Annotated in this window: 19 protein-coding genes; 7 read left to right on the top strand and 12 right to left on the bottom strand. The window is 73.0% G+C overall.

Features of this window, described 5'->3' with window-relative positions; all coding sequences use genetic code 11:
- The 3 genes from ACZ6SQ_RS27060 to ACZ6SQ_RS27050 form a co-directional block, all read right to left on the bottom strand.
- Window positions 1-768, bottom strand: coding sequence for a lysoplasmalogenase family protein (locus ACZ6SQ_RS27060; protein ID WP_469566454.1), 768 nt, complete (start codon window positions 766-768; stop codon window positions 1-3).
- Window positions 765-1,676: a sterol desaturase family protein gene (locus ACZ6SQ_RS27055; protein WP_469566452.1), complete on the bottom strand. Its 912-nt coding sequence runs from the start codon at window positions 1,674-1,676 to the stop codon at window positions 765-767. Before ACZ6SQ_RS27055 ends, ACZ6SQ_RS27060 begins: the two co-directional genes overlap by 4 nt.
- A 138-nt stretch (window positions 1,677-1,814) precedes the next feature.
- Window positions 1,815-2,525, bottom strand: coding sequence for a VIT1/CCC1 transporter family protein (locus tag ACZ6SQ_RS27050; protein WP_469566450.1), 711 nt, complete (start codon window positions 2,523-2,525; stop codon window positions 1,815-1,817).
- Window positions 2,526-2,667: 142 nt separating this feature from the next.
- Here ACZ6SQ_RS27050 and ACZ6SQ_RS27045 point away from each other — a divergent pair, with 142 nt between their 5' ends.
- The 5 genes from ACZ6SQ_RS27045 to ACZ6SQ_RS27025 all read left to right on the top strand — a co-directional run bounded on the left by ACZ6SQ_RS27045 (window position 2,668) and on the right by ACZ6SQ_RS27025 (window position 7,595).
- Window positions 2,668-3,672, top strand: coding sequence for a DEDDh family exonuclease (locus tag ACZ6SQ_RS27045; RefSeq protein ID WP_469566448.1), 1,005 nt, complete (start codon window positions 2,668-2,670; stop codon window positions 3,670-3,672).
- A 143-nt stretch (window positions 3,673-3,815) separates the two neighbouring features.
- A complete protein-coding gene (locus ACZ6SQ_RS27040; protein ID WP_307041597.1) occupies window positions 3,816-4,049 on the top strand; it encodes a hypothetical protein in 234 nt (77 codons plus the stop codon).
- A 60-nt stretch (window positions 4,050-4,109) separates the two neighbouring features.
- Window positions 4,110-4,898: an SURF1 family cytochrome oxidase biogenesis protein gene (locus ACZ6SQ_RS27035; RefSeq protein ID WP_469566446.1), complete on the top strand. Its 789-nt coding sequence runs from the start codon at window positions 4,110-4,112 to the stop codon at window positions 4,896-4,898.
- A 152-nt stretch (window positions 4,899-5,050) separates the two neighbouring features.
- Window positions 5,051-6,835, top strand: a complete 1,785-nt coding sequence (locus tag ACZ6SQ_RS27030; protein WP_469566444.1) for a glycoside hydrolase family 15 protein — start codon at window positions 5,051-5,053, stop codon at window positions 6,833-6,835.
- 4 nt (window positions 6,836-6,839) lie between these two features.
- The gene (locus ACZ6SQ_RS27025) at window positions 6,840-7,595 is read left to right on the top strand and encodes an SDR family oxidoreductase (protein ID WP_469566442.1); all 756 of its coding nucleotides are present in this window, start codon (window positions 6,840-6,842) and stop codon (window positions 7,593-7,595) included.
- 38 nt (window positions 7,596-7,633) lie between these two features.
- Here ACZ6SQ_RS27025 and amaP read toward each other — a convergent pair whose 3' ends face one another.
- The 5 genes from amaP to ACZ6SQ_RS27000 are packed head-to-tail and all read right to left on the bottom strand — an operon-like array spanning window position 7,634 to window position 9,994.
- Window positions 7,634-8,212: an alkaline shock response membrane anchor protein AmaP gene (gene amaP / locus ACZ6SQ_RS27020; protein ID WP_469566440.1), complete on the bottom strand. Its 579-nt coding sequence runs from the start codon at window positions 8,210-8,212 to the stop codon at window positions 7,634-7,636.
- A gap of 7 nt (window positions 8,213-8,219) precedes the next feature.
- Window positions 8,220-8,876, bottom strand: coding sequence for a DUF6286 domain-containing protein (locus ACZ6SQ_RS27015; RefSeq protein ID WP_469566438.1), 657 nt, complete (start codon window positions 8,874-8,876; stop codon window positions 8,220-8,222).
- Window positions 8,873-9,283 carry an Asp23/Gls24 family envelope stress response protein gene (locus tag ACZ6SQ_RS27010; protein WP_469566436.1) on the bottom strand — a complete coding sequence of 137 codons (411 nt, stop codon included), beginning with the start codon at window positions 9,281-9,283 and terminating at the stop codon, window positions 8,873-8,875. Before ACZ6SQ_RS27010 ends, ACZ6SQ_RS27015 begins: the two co-directional genes overlap by 4 nt.
- Window positions 9,280-9,465 (bottom strand): hypothetical protein, encoded by a 186-nt coding sequence (locus tag ACZ6SQ_RS27005; RefSeq protein ID WP_389335476.1) that lies wholly within the window; start codon window positions 9,463-9,465, stop codon window positions 9,280-9,282. The genes ACZ6SQ_RS27010 and ACZ6SQ_RS27005 overlap by 4 nt, the downstream gene beginning before the upstream one ends.
- A gap of 43 nt (window positions 9,466-9,508) precedes the next feature.
- Window positions 9,509-9,994 carry an Asp23/Gls24 family envelope stress response protein gene (locus tag ACZ6SQ_RS27000; protein WP_469566435.1) on the bottom strand — a complete coding sequence of 162 codons (486 nt, stop codon included), beginning with the start codon at window positions 9,992-9,994 and terminating at the stop codon, window positions 9,509-9,511.
- A gap of 88 nt (window positions 9,995-10,082) precedes the next feature.
- On the opposite strand from ACZ6SQ_RS27000, the gene ACZ6SQ_RS26995 reads away from it, so the two are divergent.
- Window positions 10,083-10,817: a nucleopolyhedrovirus P10 family protein gene (locus ACZ6SQ_RS26995; protein ID WP_469566433.1), complete on the top strand. Its 735-nt coding sequence runs from the start codon at window positions 10,083-10,085 to the stop codon at window positions 10,815-10,817.
- A gap of 185 nt (window positions 10,818-11,002) precedes the next feature.
- Here the strand turns inward: ACZ6SQ_RS26995 and ACZ6SQ_RS26990 are convergent, their stop codons facing one another.
- The 3 genes from ACZ6SQ_RS26990 to abc-f form a co-directional block, all read right to left on the bottom strand.
- Window positions 11,003-11,794 (bottom strand): enoyl-CoA hydratase/isomerase family protein, encoded by a 792-nt coding sequence (locus tag ACZ6SQ_RS26990; RefSeq protein WP_469566431.1) that lies wholly within the window; start codon window positions 11,792-11,794, stop codon window positions 11,003-11,005.
- Window positions 11,795-11,928: 134 nt separating this feature from the next.
- Window positions 11,929-12,150, bottom strand: a complete 222-nt coding sequence (locus ACZ6SQ_RS26985) for a helix-turn-helix domain-containing protein (RefSeq protein ID WP_053759592.1) — start codon at window positions 12,148-12,150, stop codon at window positions 11,929-11,931.
- A 334-nt stretch (window positions 12,151-12,484) separates the two neighbouring features.
- Window positions 12,485-14,083, bottom strand: a complete 1,599-nt coding sequence (gene abc-f, locus ACZ6SQ_RS26980; protein WP_386379446.1) for a ribosomal protection-like ABC-F family protein — start codon at window positions 14,081-14,083, stop codon at window positions 12,485-12,487.
- Window positions 14,084-14,595: 512 nt separating this feature from the next.
- On the opposite strand from abc-f, the gene ACZ6SQ_RS26975 reads away from it, so the two are divergent.
- Window positions 14,596-15,009, top strand: a complete 414-nt coding sequence (locus ACZ6SQ_RS26975; protein WP_469566428.1) for a VOC family protein — start codon at window positions 14,596-14,598, stop codon at window positions 15,007-15,009.
- A gap of 6 nt (window positions 15,010-15,015) precedes the next feature.
- On the opposite strand, the gene ACZ6SQ_RS26970 is transcribed toward ACZ6SQ_RS26975, so the two are convergent.
- Complete coding sequence (locus tag ACZ6SQ_RS26970) at window positions 15,016-16,422, bottom strand: hypothetical protein (protein WP_469566426.1); 1,407 nt, start codon at window positions 16,420-16,422, stop codon at window positions 15,016-15,018.
- Between the last annotated feature and the right edge of the window lie 95 nt (window positions 16,423-16,517).

Here is a 16,517-nt window from a genome sequence, read left to right as displayed (position 1 = left end):
TCACAGGGTGGCGGAGCGCACTTCACCGTACGCCGTGGGCGCGGTCGCACGCGCGCCGAGGGTGCCTCTGGCCAGCAGGTACTGGGCCGCGATGTAGGTGAGCATGATCCAGACGTCCGGGTGGGGCGGCTGCGGCCAGTCGGCGAGAGCGGTCGCGATGAGGGTGTCCGACAGCATGAACAGCGCGCCGCCCACGCCCGCGACCACGCCGAGCCGCAGCGCCGCCGTGCAGGCCATCGCGGTCAGCAGGGCGCTGTACCCGGCGACGGGCAGCCGCAGACCGGCCGGCAGACCGGGCCACAGCGCGACGACGAGGCCGACGAGGACGACGGCGTAGAGGGGAACGGCGTAGAGGCGGACGAGGAGGACGGCACGAGCGCGTGGCCGGCTCGCGCCTGCCTGGCCCGTGCCTGCCGGACCTGTGCCTGCCGGGCTCGCGTCCGCCGGGCTCGCGTCCGCCCGGCTCGTGTCCGCACGGCGGAAGAGGGCGATGTAGCAGCCGTGCCCCGCCGCGAAGAACGCCATCCCGGCGAGGAACGCGGCGTCGGCGTCGGCCATCAGCAGCACGTCGCCGCCCCAGCCGCACAGCAGCGCGGCGAGCAGCAGCCGGGGTGCGCCGAGCAGCGCGGCCCAGGCGGCGAGCAGCGGTATCAGCAGCGGCTTGGCGACGACGTGCCCGGAGTCGAAGCCGGCCGCCAGGGAGCCGAGGTCGACGAGGGCCGCCGCAGCGAAGGCGGCGAGGAGGAGACGGGCCCGCTGGTCTCTCACGCGGTCACCGACTCACCGGAGGCCTGGCCCTGGGCGGGGGCGGCCCCGGAAACGGTCTCGGGCACGTGGGCAGGCACGGGTGTGGGCTGCCAGCCCGGGCCCCGCAGGACGCGCCCGGCGCGCTCGCGCCAACCGGTCGCCGCCCTCAGGTCCTTGGCGATGGAGACGTACTCGTGGGTGGCGACCCTCAGCGGGTTGTGGGTGCTGATGTTCTTCGTCAGCCCGTACACAGGGCGTTCGGTCTCGGCCGCGAAGGAACCGAACAGCCGGTCCCAGACGATGAGGATGCCGCCGTAGTTGCGGTCCAGGTAGCCGCCCTGGGAGGCGTGGTGGACCCGGTGGTGGGAGGGCGTGTTGAGGGCGGACTCGAACCAGCGGGGCATCCTGTCGATCCGCTCGGTGTGGATCCAGAACTGGTAGACGAGGTTCGCCGAGGAGCAGAAGGCCAGTGCGGCCGGGTGCACGCCGAGCGCGATGAGCGGCAGGTAGAACGGCCAGCTCGTCATGGAGGTCCAGGGCTGGCGCAGCGCGGTGGTGAGGTTGAACTTGCGGCTGGAGTGGTGGACGACGTGACAGGCCCAAAGGAGCCTGATGACGTGATGGCCCCGGTGGGACCAGTAGTAGAAGAAGTCCTGGGCGAGCAGCATCAGCGGCACGGTCCACCACAGCACGGGCACCCGCAGCGGGGTGAGTTCGTACAGCGCCGTGTAGAGGGCGACGACCGGGATCTTCCACAGGAAGTCGAAGAAGAGGCTGCCGAGTCCCATCGTGACGCTGGTCGCGGCGTCCTTGGCGTCGTAGCCCGCCGCGTCCTCGTCCGGATGGATACGGACGCTGACCATCTCGACGACGGTGAGCAGCACGAAGGCGGGGATCGACCAGAGCACGACATCGGGCAGGTTCGGCATGAGCGCACGGTAGGGCCACGGCCGGGCCACCGCCAGAGGTTGTTACCCAGGAGTTCTACCAGGGGTAAGGGTCCGGTGGGCCGGGTCGGGCGAGGGCCCCGCCCACGGCCCGACAGGCCGAGGGCCCCGCCGTCCGGCTCACACGCCCGCCGCGCCCAGCAGGGCCCCGGCCGCGTAGGTGACGGCCATCGCCAGCGCGCCTCCCACGACGTTGCGCGCCACCGCGCGCCCCGGGGGCGCCTCGCCGAGGCGGGCGCTGCTCCAGCCGGTGCAGCACAGCGCGGCGAGGACCGACAGGACGGTGACGGTCAGCCGCCAGTCGGCGGGCGGCAGGACGATGGCGAACAGCGGCAGCAGCGCTCCGGCCGTGAAGGCGAGGAAGCTCGCCCAGGCCGCGTGCCAGGGGTTGGTCAGGTCGTCCGGGTCGATACCGAGCTCCACGCGCGCGTGGGCGCGCAGGGCGTCACGTTCGGTCAGCTGCACGGCGGCCTCCCGGGCCACGTCCCGGGAGAGGCCGCGATCGTGGAGCAGGTCGGTCAGTTCCTGGAGCTCGGCCTCGGGCTGCTCGCGCAGTTCGCGCCTCTCCGCGGCGAGGGCCGCCTTCTCGGAGTCGCGCTGGGTGGAGACCGAGACGTACTCGCCCGCCGCCATCGACATCGAGCCGGCGAGCAGTCCGGACAGACCGGCGGTGAGCAGTGCGGCGCGGCTGTCGGTGGCGCCGGCCACGCCGACGACGAGTCCGGCCGTGGAGACGATGCCGTCGTTGGCCCCGAGCACCGCCGCGCGCAGCCAGTTGAGCCGTTGTCCCAGGGAGCCGCCGTGGGCCTCGTCGTGCGTCGGTTGCGTCACACCCGGAGGATGGCAGCCGCGTGGACGCGGGCGGCGCACCGACCCGCGTGGGCGCGGCCCCGCCGATGGGATTCGAACAGGCCGTGTCGGCAGGCCACCTGGGAGACGGCGCTGTCAGTCACGGGCCGTATCCTCAGTGACCATGCTCGAAGACCGTACGACCGCAGCGTCCTCCCCCACATCGTGGCCGGCCGCGTATCCCCGGGGATACGCGGTCGTTGACGTGGAGACCACCGGGCTGGCCCGCGACGACCGGATAGTCTCCGCGGCCGTCTACCGGCTGGACGCGCGCGGCGAGGTCGAGGACCACTGGTACACGCTGGTCAATCCGGAGCGCGATCCGGGCCCCGTGTGGATCCACGGTCTGACGAGCGAGGTGCTGGAGGGCGCGCCCCTGTTCACCGACATCGCCGGGGAGTTCGCGGCACGGCTGGCGGACCGGGTCCTCGTGGCGCACAACGCCGTGTTCGACTGGCAGATGATCGCCAGGGAGTACGCGCGCGCGAGGAGCGAGGCGCCGGTGCGTCAACGGCTGTGCACGATCGCGCTGTCCAAGGAGCTGGGGCTGCCGCTGCCCAACCACAAGCTGGAGTCGCTGGCCGCGCACTTCGGCGTCGTGCAGCAGCGCGCGCACCACGCGCTGGACGACGCGCGCGTGCTGGCCGAGGCGTTCCGGCCGAGCCTGCGGGCCGCGGCGGCGGGCCTGGTGCGGCTGCCGCTCCAGGAGTGCCGCCCGCTGACGGAGTGGACGGACCGTCCCACGCCGCGCATCGGACAGCAGCCGGGCGGCTACGGCGGCTACCGGCCCACCAGTTGGCGTCCCTCGCGCAAGCGCCCGGCGTGCCCCTACCCCAACCCCGGCCGCTACGAAGACGGCAAACGCCTCAAACAGGGCATGCGGGTCGCCTTCTCGGGGGACACGTCGGTCGAACGCGAACTGCTGGAGGACCGCGCGGTCGAGGCGGGCCTGCATGTCGCCACCAGCGTCTCCCGCCTCACCAGCCTGCTGGTGACCAACGACCCCGACGCCGGCACCTCGAAGGTCGCCAAGGCCCGCCAGTACGGCACGCCGGTGGTCGACGAGGCGGCCTTCGGGCAGCTGCTGCGGGACGTGGAGCCGGCGGCGGAAGGGGCCTCCGGGCGCTAGCGGAACCCCGGCGCGGAGCCGCGGCGATGGTGGGGCGCGCGGCTCGACGGGCTTGGGGCGGCAGCCGTACGGACGGGTGATTGCCGGGCGACTCGCCCACCGCCCGCTCGCCCGCGCGGGCACCAGCGCTCACCCTGTGGCGCATGGCGAGATGCGAAGTATGTGGCAATGACTACGGAATGACCTTCGAGGTGCACGCCCAGGGGGCGGTGCACGTCTTCGACTGCTTCTCCTGTGCGATCCACCGCATGGCCCCCATCTGCGAGCACTGCCGGGTCCAGATCATCGGCCAGGGCGTCGAGGTCGAGGGCCACTGGTACTGCGGCGCCCACTGCGCCCGCGCGGAGGGGAGGGTGGGCATCGTCGACCGGGTCTGACCCCGCCCCGGAACGGACCCCTCTGGCAGCACCCCACGGCCCGCGATGTACGGTCGTGGGGTGTTCCGCTTCCTGATGTCCCGGCAGTGGGTGATTCTCACCCTCGTCGCCGTCGCGCTCGTCCCGACGATGATCGAGCTGGGTTTCTGGCAGCTGCACCGCCATGAGCACCGGGTCGCGCTGAACAAGGTGATCGCCGACTCGCTCGCCGCGAAGCCCGTGCCCGCCGAGTCGCTGACCGCGCCGGGCGCCGAGGTGACCGACGCCGACCGCTTCCGCCGGGTGACGGCCACCGGCCGCTTCGACACCGCGCGCGAGGTCGTCGTACGCCGTCGTACCAACGTGGACGAGAAGGTCGGCTTCCATGTCCTGACGCCCTTCGTCCTCGACGACGGCAAGGTCCTGCTGGTCAACCGGGGCTGGATCCCGGCGGACGGCGCCCAGACGGAGTTCCCGGCGATCCCGGCCCCGCCGAAGGCCGAGATCACCGTCACCGGGCGGCTGATGCCCGACGAGACGACCGCGGACAGCGGCATCAAGGACGTCCAGGGCCTGCCCGACCGCCAGGTCATGCTGATCAGCAGCGAGCAGTCCGAACGCCGCCTCGGCGACCCCGTCCTCGGCGGCTACATCGAGCTGACCGCGCCCGAGCCGCGCGGCGACTCCCCCGAGCCGATCCCCGCGCCCGAGCACGACGCCATCGGCCCGCACATGGCGTACGCCGTGCAGTGGTGGCTGTTCTGCGCGGGCGTGCCCGTCGGCTGGATCGTCCTGGTACGCCGCGAACTGAAGGAGCGGCGGGCCGCGACGACCGAGGAGAACGCCCCGGCGGAACCGGCGACCGTCTAGGGTCCTCCTTCCTTCCGACGGATCGGCTGGGTCGCAAGGCCCACCCGTCCGGCCGCCTCCGGCGTCACCGGGCCGGTGGTCTGTCCCCCCCGGCGTCACCCGCCCGGATGTTCCCCTGATTGCCTCCCCGGCCACCCGGGAACCCGCACTCCGTGCAGCACCGCATCGAGGACTACGCGCTGATCGGGGACGAACAGACCGCCGCGCTCGTCGGCCGGGACGGCTCCGTGGACTGGCTCTGTCTGCCCCGCTTCGACTCGGGCGCCTGCTTCGCCCGGCTGCTCGGCGACGAGGACAACGGCCACTGGCGCATCGCCCCCAGAGGCGCCGGCCTCTGCACCCGCCGCGCCTACCGGCCCGGCACCCTGGTGCTCGACACCGACTGGGAGACCGACGAGGGCGCCGTGCGGGTCACCGACCTGATGCCGCAGCGCGACCGCGCCCCCGACCTCGTCCGCGTCGTCGAGGGCCTGCGCGGCAGGGTCACCGTGCGCAGCACCCTGCGCATCCGCTTCGACTACGGCTCGATCGTGCCCTGGATGCGCAAGGCCGACGGCCATCGCATCGCCGTGGCCGGCCCGGACGCGGTGTGGCTGCGCAGCGAACCCCACGTGCACACCTGGGGCGAGGACTTCGCGACGCACGCCGAGTTCACCGTCGCCGCGGGCCAGAAGGTCGCCTTCGTGCTGACCTGGCACCCCTCGCACGAGCCGCGCCCGCCCCTGGTCGACCCCTTCGACGCGCTGGAGTCCAGCGTCGCGGACTGGCAGGCCTGGTCCGGCCGCTGCCGCTACAACGGCCCGCACCGCGAAGCGGTCGTACGCTCCCTGATCACCCTGAAGGCCCTCACCTACCGGCCGACGGGCGGGGTCGTCGCCGCGGCAACCACCTCGCTGCCGGAGGAACTGGGCGGCGTACGCAACTGGGACTACCGCTTCTGCTGGCTGCGCGACTCCACCCTCACCCTCGGCGCGTTGCTGGCCGTCGGCTATCTGGAGGAGGCGGCGGCCTGGCGCGACTGGCTGCTGCGCGCGGTCGCCGGCGACCCGGCGGACCTCCAGATCATGTACGGGGTGGCGGGCGAACGCCGGCTGCCCGAGACCGAGGTGCCCTGGCTGGCCGGCTACGGCCGCTCCGCCCCCGTCCGCGTCGGCAACGACGCCGTGCGCCAGCTCCAGCTCGACGTGTACGGCGAGGTCATGGACTCGATGTCGCTCGCCCGGCGCGCGGGCCTGTCGCACGAACCGCACGGCTGGGCCCTGCAGGCCGCCCTCGTCGAGTGGCTGCGCGCAAACTGGCGGCAGCCGGACGAGGGCCTGTGGGAAGTGCGCGGCGGACGGCGCCACTTCGTGCACTCCAAGGTGATGGTGTGGGTGGCCGCCGACCGCGCGGTGCGCGCCCTGGAGGAGCACCCGGAGCTGCCCGGCGACCTGGAGGGCTGGCGCGCGATGCGCGAGGAGGTGCACCGCGAGGTGTGCGCCGAGGGCTACGACGCCGGGCGCAACACCTTCACCCAGTACTACGGCTCGCGCGAGCTGGACGCCGCGCTGCTGCTCATCCCGTACGTCGGGTTCCTGCCGCCGGACGATCCGCGGGTGATCGGCACGGTCGACGCGGTGCGCGCCGAGCTGGGCCGAGACGGTTTCCTGCGCCGCTACAGCACGCGGGAGTCGGCCGTCGACGGGCTGCCGGGCGACGAGGGCTCGTTCGTGGCCTGCTCGTTCTGGCTGGCGCAGGCACTGCATCTGACAGGCCGTCGCGCCGAGGCCAGGGAGCTGTTCGAGCGTCTGGTCGCTCTCACCAACGACGTGGGCCTGCTGGCGGAGGAGTACGACCCGGTGGGCGCGCGCCAGCTGGGCAATTTCCCGCAGGCGTTCAGTCATATCGGGCTGGTGAACGCCGCTCTCGCCCTGTTCGGGAACGAAGGGGCAGGATAGGGCCATGGATCTTGGACTGAAGGACCGGGTGTACGTCGTCACCGGAGCCACGCGCGGACTCGGCAACGCGGTCGCGCGCGAACTGGTCGCCGACGGGTCGAAGGTCGTCGTCACCGGGCGCGACGAGGAGCGGGCCCGTGCCGCGGCGGCGGAGCTGGGGCCGGACGCCGTCGGGGTGGCCGTCGACAACGCCGACCCCGCGGCGGCGGTGCAGCTGATCGGTGCGGCGCGGGAGCACTTCGGGGGCTTCGACGGGGTGCTGATCAGCGTGGGCGGACCGCCACCGGGCTTCGTCGCGGACAACACCGACGAGCAGTGGCAGGCCGCGTTCGAGTCGGTGTTCCTCGGGGCGGTCCGGCTCGCTCGGGCGGCCGCGGCCGAGCTGGAGGCCGGCGGCGTGATCGGGTTCGTGCTGTCCGGCTCGGTGCACGAGCCGATTCCGGGGCTGACCATCTCCAACGGACTGCGGCCGGGCCTCGCCGGGTTCGCGAAGTCGCTGTCGGACGAGCTGGGTCCGCGCGGCATCCGGGTCGTCGGGCTGCTTCCGGCCCGGATCGACACCGACCGGGTGCGGGAACTGGACGCGCTGTCCGCCGACCCCGAGGCGACCCGGGCCGCCCACGAGTCGCGGATCCCGCTCCGGCGCTACGGACGGCCCGAGGAGTTCGGCCGGACCGCGGCGTTCCTGCTGTCCCCCGCGGCGTCCTATCTGACCGGGATCATGGTCCCCGTCGACGGCGGGGTGCGGCACGGCTTCTGACCGGGTCGGGCCTCGGGCTCCGCGTGGCCGAGGGGTGTTCAGCTGACCCGTTCCGCCCGGTGTTTGACCGATTTCATGCGGACCTCGGCGGGGAGGCTGTCCAGGGCCGCCGAGTCCTTGGCGTGGGTCAGGGCCTCGGCGGTCAGCCGGTCCAGGGCCGCCGACGGGTTCACCTGGGGTTCCAGCAGCAGGCGGATCCGGGTGCGCGGGGCCGTCCGGCCGCCCGTCAGATGGACATGGGCCCTGGCCACGCCGTCCAGGGCCGCCGCCTCGGCCGTGAGCACGGACTGCAGGGCCCGGCCGCGCAGCATGGCGCCCGCGCCGTCGCCCGTGTCGACCAGGACCTCGGCGAGCCGGTGGCGCCGCAGGACCGCGGTCAGCCACCACAGGGCGAGCACCACGAGAACGGTGAGCACGGCCAGGACGACCGGCCACCACCAGGTCTCGTCGCGCCACTGGGTGCGCTCGGAGTCGTCGAGCAGGACGTCGTCCCGTGAGTCGTGGATCCACCACGAGGGCGCCTGCGCGCCCAGACCCACGGCCAGGACCGAGCCGCCGAGCACGAGCAGGACCAGGCCGATCAGGCCCAGCAGAACCCTGTTGACCCTTCCCCGCACTCCTCCCTCACCCCTTCCGTCCGGGCCGCCGCACCCGCAGCGACAGCGCGAGCGGCCGGGCCAGGCCCAGCGCGCGCACCGCCTCGTCGAGTACGGCGTCCAGGTCCTGTCGTACCTCGTCCAGCGGGCGGAAGTGCGCGACCACGCGGACGTCGGCGCGGCGGCGGCCCGCCCGGACCCGGACCGACTGCACGCCCGAGACCTCCATGGCACGGTCGCGCAGCACCATCGCGGCCGCGGCCCGGTCCAGGGCGGCGCGGACCTCGGCGGCGGGGCGGCGCATGGTCAGCAGTCCGCGCAGCCCGGGTGTGACGGCGAGGACCAGCAGCCACAGGCCCAGGGCCGCGGCGACGCCCGCGCCGACCAGGACCCAGGTGTCGTCCAGGGGCCGTTCGGCGAGCTGAGCGGCCAGTTCGTCGCGCCACTGCATGGCGGAGCGGCCCGCGCGCACGGCGGCGACGTCGTAGAGGAAGAAGCCCGCGACGACGAGCAGGAGCAGGGCGGCCACGGCGGACGGGACACGCCGGGCCGACCAGAAACGTCGGGCGGCCCGCTTCGGGTCCGGCCGCGGCGCGGGCGCCGGGCCGGCGTCGTGGCCCGCGGGCGGCTTCTCCAGGACCGGTACGGGCCCGGTGGTCCCCTCGCCGTGCTGGGGTCCGCTCATCGCGTCCTCCCCTTCGCCACGCCGTGTCCGGGCGCGAGGTGCAGCCGCTCCACCTGGACGGCGACCTCGGGCACGTCCATTCCCACCAGCGCGCCTACCCGCTCGGCGACACGGCGACGCACCGAACGGCAGCGGGCCCCGATGTCGGTCGGGTAGTCGAGCTCCAGATGGACCCGGATGTGCGCCGCGTGCCGCCCCTCGTCGGCGGGGACGCGCGCCTGACGTACGACCACATTGGCGTGCGGAGCCGCCGCCTGGGGCGGCAGCGTGCCGAGCGCCTCGCGTGCGGCCTGCGCGGCGACCTTCGCCACGACCCGGTCGGCGATCCGTGTCGCCCCGCGCTCGGCCGGCGGCACCGGGGCGAGCGGCCTGCCCGGCTCGCCCGTCCCCTCGCTCACGGGGGTCACCGCCTGCGTTCGTCACGCGGGCGGAAGAAGTCGCCGAGCTCGAAGTCGCCCTCCAGGAACCGGCCGACACCGAACCCGACCGCGCCCAGGGCGGCGACGAGCAGGAAGGCACCGAAGCCGCCGAAGTAGCCGGCGAAGCCCAGCGCCATTCCCGCGATCATGCCGACCACGGCCATGCTCATGGTGCGCTCCCCTCAGCGGCACGGCCGTCCGGCCCGCCGCGCGTCACTGGATCCGGGGCTCCGGCTCCTCGTCCTCTTCGTCCGGCAGCTTCACGTCGCTGACGGCGATGTTGACCTCGACGACCTCCAGGCCGGTCATCCGCTCCACGGCCGCCACGACGTTCTCGCGCACGTCCCGGGCGACGTCGGCGATGGACACGCCGTAGTCGACGACGATCTCCAGGTCGAGCGCGGTCTGCACCTCGCCCACCTCTGCCTTGACCCCGCGGGTCACCGACTTGGAGCTGCCGGGGACACGGTCACGCACGGCGCCGAAGGTGCGGCTGATGCCGCTGCCCATCGCGTGGACGCCGACGACATCGCGGGCGGCCATGCCGGCGATCTTCTCCACCACACCGTCGGCGATCGTGGTCCGCCCTCGCCCGGCGGGGTCGCCGCCGCCGCGCCTGGTGGCCTTACGGGTCTGTACCGGGGCCTCCAGCTCGCCCTCGGAGCTCTGCGTCCGGTTCCGGTCCGTGGTGTCGGTCATCGCCGTACGTCCTTTCCGGTCGTCGTACTCTCGCCCACGGTATGCGCGGATGCCCCGATACGCGCCATTTATGCGGCAGGCTGGAGGAATGACGGCGGAACGGTGGGCACGCGCGGTACGCGAACAGGTCGGTCTGGGCAGACTCCTGCCCCTGGGCGTGGCGCGGGACGGGGCGTGGATCGCGGAGAGCGCGGCGGAGACGATGCTGCGCGGGGCCGCCGACGGGGTTCCCGGGGTGCGGCTGGGCGCCCTGCGGATCGCGTTGTCCGACCCGGACAACGGCGGGACGCCGGCCGTACCGCCTCCGCCGAGCGCACTGCCGCCCGGTCCGCTGCGTCTGTCGGCCGACTTCGCGGCACACGCCGCCGAGCCGCTGCCCATGACGGCCTCCCGGCTGCGCACGGCGCTGGCGGCCGCCGCGACGGACGGCGTGGGGCTGACCGTGACGGAGGTCGACCTGCACGTCACGGGCCTGTGGGACGAGGAGCCGGAGCCGCGGGACCGGGACAGCGGGAAGGCACCGGAGAAAAACGCGCCTCAACCGGCGCAGACGGGTGACGACGAGACCCGCGTGGCCGCCGCCGCGCTCTCCGTCCCGGGCGTCTCCCGCCTCACCGGCACCCTCGGCGGCCTGGGCCGGGCCGTCCACATCGAGGACGGCCCCACCCCGACGCCGTCGCTCCCCCGCCGCCACATCCGGGTGGAACTGGCCGTCCGCTCCCCCCACCAGCCCCTGAAGGTCACCCAGGAGGTCCGCACAGCCGTCACCACAACCCTCCCGGACACCCCAACGGTGACCATCGTGGTCACAGCAACGGACTGACCCGCCCTGATAGGGGCGCGGGGAACTGCGCGACCAGCCACACGCAACGCGCACCCGACACCCCTCAGAGGGGCCGCGCCCAACCCCCCAAGGGGCGCGGGGAACTGCGCGACCAGCCACGAACGGCACGCACGCGAGCACCCCAGAGAACGCCCCTCGGAGCAGAACCGCCGAACCGCCGGAGGTCAGTCGCCCAGGCCGGCAAGATCCCGCAGCCGCCGCGCCTGCGCCTGCCGCTCCGCCGCCCGCTGCGCGTCGTACGTCCGCGCCTGCGCACCGAGCAGCAACGCCTTCGTCTCCACCACCGCATCCCGCGGAGCGGCAAGCAGCGCGGCGGCGAGGTCGTCGACCGTGGCATCGAGCTGCGCCACGGGAACCGCGAGGTTCGCCAGCCCCGTGTTCACGGCCTCCTCGGCCAGCACGAAGCGACCCGTCGCGCAGATCTCCAGCGCACGGGCGTACCCCACGAGCGACACCAGCGGATGCGTACCCGTGAGGTCGGGCACCAGACCCAGGCTGGTCTCGCGCATGGCGAACTGCACGTCGTCGGCGACAACGCGCAGGTCACAGGCGAGGGCGAGCTGGAAACCGGCCCCGATGGCATGGCCCTGGACAGCGGCGATCGACACGATGTCGCTCTGCCGCCACCAGGTGAAGCCCTCCTGGAACTCGGCGATGGCAGCGTCCAGTACGGAGTCGTCACCGCGCGCGAGGTCGATGAAGGACGGTTCGCCCTCGATGCCCTCGGGCGTGAACATCTGCCGGTCGAGGCCGGCGGAGAAGGACTTGCCCTCGCCGCGCAGCACGACCACCCGGACGGAGCCCGGCAGTGACCGCCCGACCTGGGCGAGCGTCCGCCACATGGCGGGGCTCTGAGCGTTGCGCTTGGCCGGGTTGGTCAGGGTCACCGTGGCGATCGCCTCGTCGACGGTGAGCCGTACGCCGTCCTTGTCGAGAACCGGGTCGAGCGAAGCCATGGGGCGCCTCCGATGGGTGCGGTCAGCGGAGGATGCCGTAGAACGGCATCCATAAGTGACTGCACAGTAACCACCCGGTCGACCGTCTGACCGACCGGGTGGCCACCATCACGCCTTCGGCGCCACCCGACCGGTCAGGCCGTAGCGGCCTTCTTGCCCCGGGTCGCCCCGCCACGCCCACGGAGCGTGACGCCCGACTCACTGAGCATGCGGTGCACGAAGCCATACGAGCGGCCGGTCTCCTCGGCCAACGCCCGGATGCTCGCACCGGCGTCGTACTTCTTCTTCAGGTCTGCCGCGAGCTTGTCGCGCGCGGCGCCGGTCACCCGGCTGCCCTTCTTCAGAGTCTCGGCCACCCGTGCCTCCTCATGGGAAGTGCGCTCTGGTCCCCTCATGATCACCCCTCCCGGGCTTCATGGCCACCCATTCGGCAAGGTCCGTACGGAAGGGATGTGACGACAGGAGCGCGTCCCCACATACGGAATCAAGGGTTCCGCGAGTCGGCGGATGTACCGCCGAATGAGTTCCTCCGCGAAGTACCAGGTCAGTGACGCGAGTGGCCGAGCCCTTGATGACCAAGGGCTCGGCCGGAAAATCGTTGTAGGACACACCTCGGTACGAGGAGATCTCACACAGATGGTGGATCACCGATGGGCCGAATGATCCATACCCAGTGGATCACGCGTTCGATCAAGCGAGGGCGACGAGGTCCGCGTAGTCGGAACCCCACAGATCCTCCACGCCGTCCGGCAGCAGGATGATCCGCTCCGGCTGGAGCGCCTCGACGGCTCCCTCGTCGTGGGTGACCAGCACGACGGCGCCCTTGTAGGTGCGCAGCGCGCCGAGGATCTCCTCGCGGCTGGCAGGGTCGAGGTTGTTGGTGGGCTCGTCCAGCAGCAGGACGTTCGCCGAGGAGACGACCAGGGTGGCCAGGGCCAGCCGGGTCTTCTCGCCGCCGGAGAGCACACCGGCCGGCTTGTCGACGTCGTCGCCGGAGAACAGGAAGGAGCCCAGCACCTTGCGGACCTCGACCAGGTCCATGTCGGGCGCGGCCGAACGCATGTTCTCCAGGACCGTGCGGTCCGGGTCGAGGGTCTCGTGCTCCTGGGCGTAGTAGCCCAGCTTGAGACCGTGGCCGGGGACGACCTGGCCGGTGTCGGGCTGCTCGACCCCGCCGAGCAGCCGCAGCAGGGTCGTCTTGCCTGCGCCGTTCAGGCCCAGGATGACCACGCGGGAACCCTTGTCGATGGCCAGGTCGACGTCGGTGAAGATCTCCAGCGAGCCGTACGACTTCGACAGGCCCTCGGCGGTCAGCGGGGTCCTGCCGCAGGCCGCGGGCTCCGGGAAGCGGAGCTTGGCGACCTTGTCGGACATCCGGACCTCTTCGAGTCCGGAGAGCAGCTTCTCGGCGCGACGGGCCATGTTCTGCGCGGCGACCGTCTTGGTGGCCTTGGCACGCATCTTGTCGGCCTGGGCGTTGAGGGCGGCGGCCTTCTTCTCGGCGTTCTGCCGCTCGCGCCTGCGGCGCTTCTCGTCGGCCTCGCGCTGCTGCTGGTACAGCTTCCAGCCCATGTTGTAGACGTCGATCTGGGCGCGGTTGGCGTCCAGGTAGAACACCTTGTTGACGACCGTCTCGACCAGGTCGACGTCGTGGGAGATCACGATGAAGCCGCCGCGATACGTCTTGAGGTAGTCCCGCAGCCAGACGATCGAGTCGGCGTCGAGGTGGTTCGTTGGCTCGTCGAGCAGCAGGGTGTCCGCGTCGGAGAACAGGATGCGGGCCAGCTCGATACGGCGACGCTGACCGCCGGAGAGCGTGTGCAGGGGCTGGCCGAGCACACGGTCGGGCAGGTTGAGCGCGGCGGCGATGGTGGCGGCCTCGGCCTCGGCGGAGTACCCGCCCTTGGTGAGGAACTCCGTCTCCTGGCGCTCGTACTGCTTGAGCGCCTTCTCGCGGGTGGCGCCCTGGCCGTTGGCGATGCGCTGCTCGTTCTCGCGCATCTTGCGGATCAGGACGTCGAGGCCGCGCGCGGACAGGACACGGTCGCGGGCCAGTACGTCGAGGTCACCGGTGCGGGGGTCCTGCGGCAGATAGCCGACCTCCCCGGAGCGGGTGATGGCGCCGCCGGCGGGCTGGCCCTCGCCCGCGAGGCACTTGGTGAGGGTGGTCTTGCCTGCGCCGTTGCGGCCGACGAGGCCGATACGGTCGCCCTTGGCGACACGGAAGGTGGCGTTCTCGATGAGGACGCGCGCACCGGCGCGCAGCTCGATACCGGAGGCGGAGATCACGGACAGACTCCAGGGCGGAAGGTTGGCGGGACAGACGGACGAGGACGTTCCCGCTGTCTAATGCGCGAGGAGAATGGCCATGGGATTCAGTCTAACGGGCTCATGCAACCGGATTCCCCTCCGTCGCCGGTGACGATGGCCTCACGGACGCCGGGGGCGGCGGGGCCTGCGGGGGCCGGTCGCCCTGCCGCGGGCGTTGTTCCCGGTCATGGGACGCAGCTGTCCCCGGCCGTGGGACGCACGGGTCGGCACGGGAGCGCCCGGGGTGGTCCCACGAGGGCTGTCGCAGCGGTGACATGGCGCGGTGCGACACCTTCCGGTAGGGGACGGGGACCCGAGGCGTCGGCGGCGAGGGGGCCGGTGCGCAGGCGGCTTCCGGCCAGACGTCGGCCGCGGGACGCCGTGCGTGGGGGCGTTGTCAGTGGTGGCTGCCAGACTGGCGGCAGGTGATTCTTCCGGTTCGGTCCCAAAGATTCGTTTCCGACGTTCGTTTCCGACGAGAGGTGATCGGCATGGCAGGCACGGGCGGCGGCGCTCCGAGCATCTATCCGACGGTGCTGTACGCGGACGCCAGGGCGGCGATCCGGCAGCTCACCGAGGGCCTGGGCTTCTCGGAGCTGTCGGTGTACGAGAGCGAGGACGGCTCGGTGCTGCACGCCGAGCTGCTCCAGGGCAACGGCGCGGTGATGGTCGGCTCCAAGGGCACCGGCGGCGTCTTCGACACGGCGATGAAGGGCACCGGCCCGGCCGGGGTGTACGTCGTGGTGGACGACGTCGACGCGCACCACCGGCGGGCCGTGGACCACGGCGTGGAGATCCTGATGCCCCCGACGGACCAGGACTACGGCTCGCGGGACTACATGGCCCGGGACGCCGAGGGCAACATCTGGAGCTTCGGCACGTACACGCCCGCGATAGCCGGCTGAGCCGCCTCAGCTTCCCCCGGTGTGCACCTGGAAGGCCGCGCGGCGCACGGCCTTGGCCAGGGCCGGGTCGGGGTGGGCCGCGGCGAGCGCGACCAGGACCTGCACGGTTCGGGGGTGGCCGACCGCGCGCACCTCGTCGAGCAGGGCGGGGACCGTCGCCTGCACGGCGGACTCCAGGTGCCGCACCAGCATCGGGGCCTCGCCGTGGTCGGCGACGGCCGCGGCGGTGTCGACCCAGAGCCAGGTTGCCTCCTCCCGGGTGAGGATCTCGTAGGCGTCCTCCGGGTCGGTGCCGTCGTGCTCGGCCAGCCAGAGCAGGGCGTACGGCCGCAGGGTCGGCTCGTCGAGCACCGCGCGCACGTCGGGCTCGGCGGGCGCACCGACCAGGCGCAGCGCGTCGAAGGCCAGGCCGCGCAGCAGGGCGTCCTCGCCGCGGGCGGCGCCGATCAGCTCGGTGACGGCGCTGCCGACGGGCCGGGCGGCGAGCCAGGCGCGGTACTCGGCGCGGGCGGCGTTGGGCCGCAGCTGGGCGCAGCCGCGCAGCATGTCCTCGGCGGAGGCCTCGATGTTGCCGGCGGGGCTCTGCGCGGCCACGCAGATCTGCTCCAGCTTGACCCAGACCGCCCAGCTGCCGAGCGGGGTGAGGGTGGCCTGTCCGGCACCGCAGGTGAGGGCGCCGACCGAGGCGAGGGCGTGCAGGGCCCAGTCCAGGAGGGGGGCGAGGGGCGTGTCGGCGGCCCGGGGCGGCTCGTCGGGTTCGACGGGCTCGGGCCGGGGGCCGTAGGGGATCTCGCAGCGCTCGGTGCGCAGTTCGGTGACCCTCGCCTCCAGCAGGTCCAGGAGCTGTGCGACGGGGACGGGCCCGGCGGACAGCTGGAGGAAGGAGAGCACCTGGGGCATGGCCGAGACGACCTCGGCGACGGCGGCAGGCTCACCCGCGGCGGGTTCCGGGTGGGCGAGCGACCAGGCGTCGAAGAGGGCGACCCAGCCGCGCAGGACGGCGCTGTCGTCGCGGTTCCAGGCGCGCAGCCGCCAGCCGGGGCGGGCGCTGTCGCCGTGCACCTCGATCAGGCCGGCGAGCCGGGCGGTGTCCCAGTCGGCGCGGACCTGAGCGGGGGTCAGCCCGAGTTCGGCCGCGGCCTGTTCGGCGGTCGCGTCGGACAGGGTTGCCCTGCCGTCTGCGGCGCGGGCCCGGCCGGGGCGCAGCGCGGCGTCGGCCCAGCGGGCCACGCGGGCCGCGTCGGCCAGCTGGGTGCGCGCCATTTTGGCCAGCTCCGACGGGGCCGGGGTGCCCTCCGGGGGGCGCGGAGCGGGGCGGCGCGGGCGTCGCTGGTCCGTCGCTCGTGGGACGGCGTCCAGGGGTCGTGGGCGGACGAGTCGAAGCCTGGAGTCGCGCGGGATACGGGACGTCACGGGTGCAGTCTTCCGGTTGACGGTCCGAAAACCCAAACGGAATGTCACGGCGGGCGACGGGACTGGCCAACGCACCGGGTTCCGGGCGCGTCGGA

It is taken from the genome of Streptomyces sp. NPDC048600 (genome assembly GCF_055587025.1).
The sequence above is the reverse complement of the archived record's forward strand: the minus strand, read 5'-3'. Positions and strand labels throughout refer to the sequence as shown.

Bases quoted from the DNA above. Each gene is read 5' to 3' on its own strand.
- ACZ6SQ_RS27005 (WP_389335476.1), bottom strand. From the start codon at position 9,465: ATGAGCATGGCCGTGGTCGGCATGATCGCGGGAATGGCGCTGGGCTTC.
- ACZ6SQ_RS26995 (WP_469566433.1), top strand. From the start codon at position 10,083: ATGACGGCGGAACGGTGGGCACGCGCGGTACGCGAACAGGTCGGTCTG.
- ACZ6SQ_RS27040 (WP_307041597.1), top strand. From the start codon at position 3,816: ATGGCGAGATGCGAAGTATGTGGCAATGACTACGGAATGACCTTCGAG.
- ACZ6SQ_RS26975 (WP_469566428.1), top strand. From the start codon at position 14,596: ATGGCAGGCACGGGCGGCGGCGCTCCGAGCATCTATCCGACGGTGCTG.
- ACZ6SQ_RS27045 (WP_469566448.1), top strand. From the start codon at position 2,668: ATGCTCGAAGACCGTACGACCGCAGCGTCCTCCCCCACATCGTGGCCG.
- ACZ6SQ_RS27025 (WP_469566442.1), top strand. From the start codon at position 6,840: ATGGATCTTGGACTGAAGGACCGGGTGTACGTCGTCACCGGAGCCACG.
- ACZ6SQ_RS27015 (WP_469566438.1), bottom strand. From the start codon at position 8,876: ATGAGCGGACCCCAGCACGGCGAGGGGACCACCGGGCCCGTACCGGTC.
- ACZ6SQ_RS26990 (WP_469566431.1), bottom strand. From the start codon at position 11,794: ATGGCTTCGCTCGACCCGGTTCTCGACAAGGACGGCGTACGGCTCACC.
- ACZ6SQ_RS27000 (WP_469566435.1), bottom strand. From the start codon at position 9,994: ATGACCGACACCACGGACCGGAACCGGACGCAGAGCTCCGAGGGCGAG.
- ACZ6SQ_RS27055 (WP_469566452.1), bottom strand. From the start codon at position 1,676: ATGCCGAACCTGCCCGATGTCGTGCTCTGGTCGATCCCCGCCTTCGTG.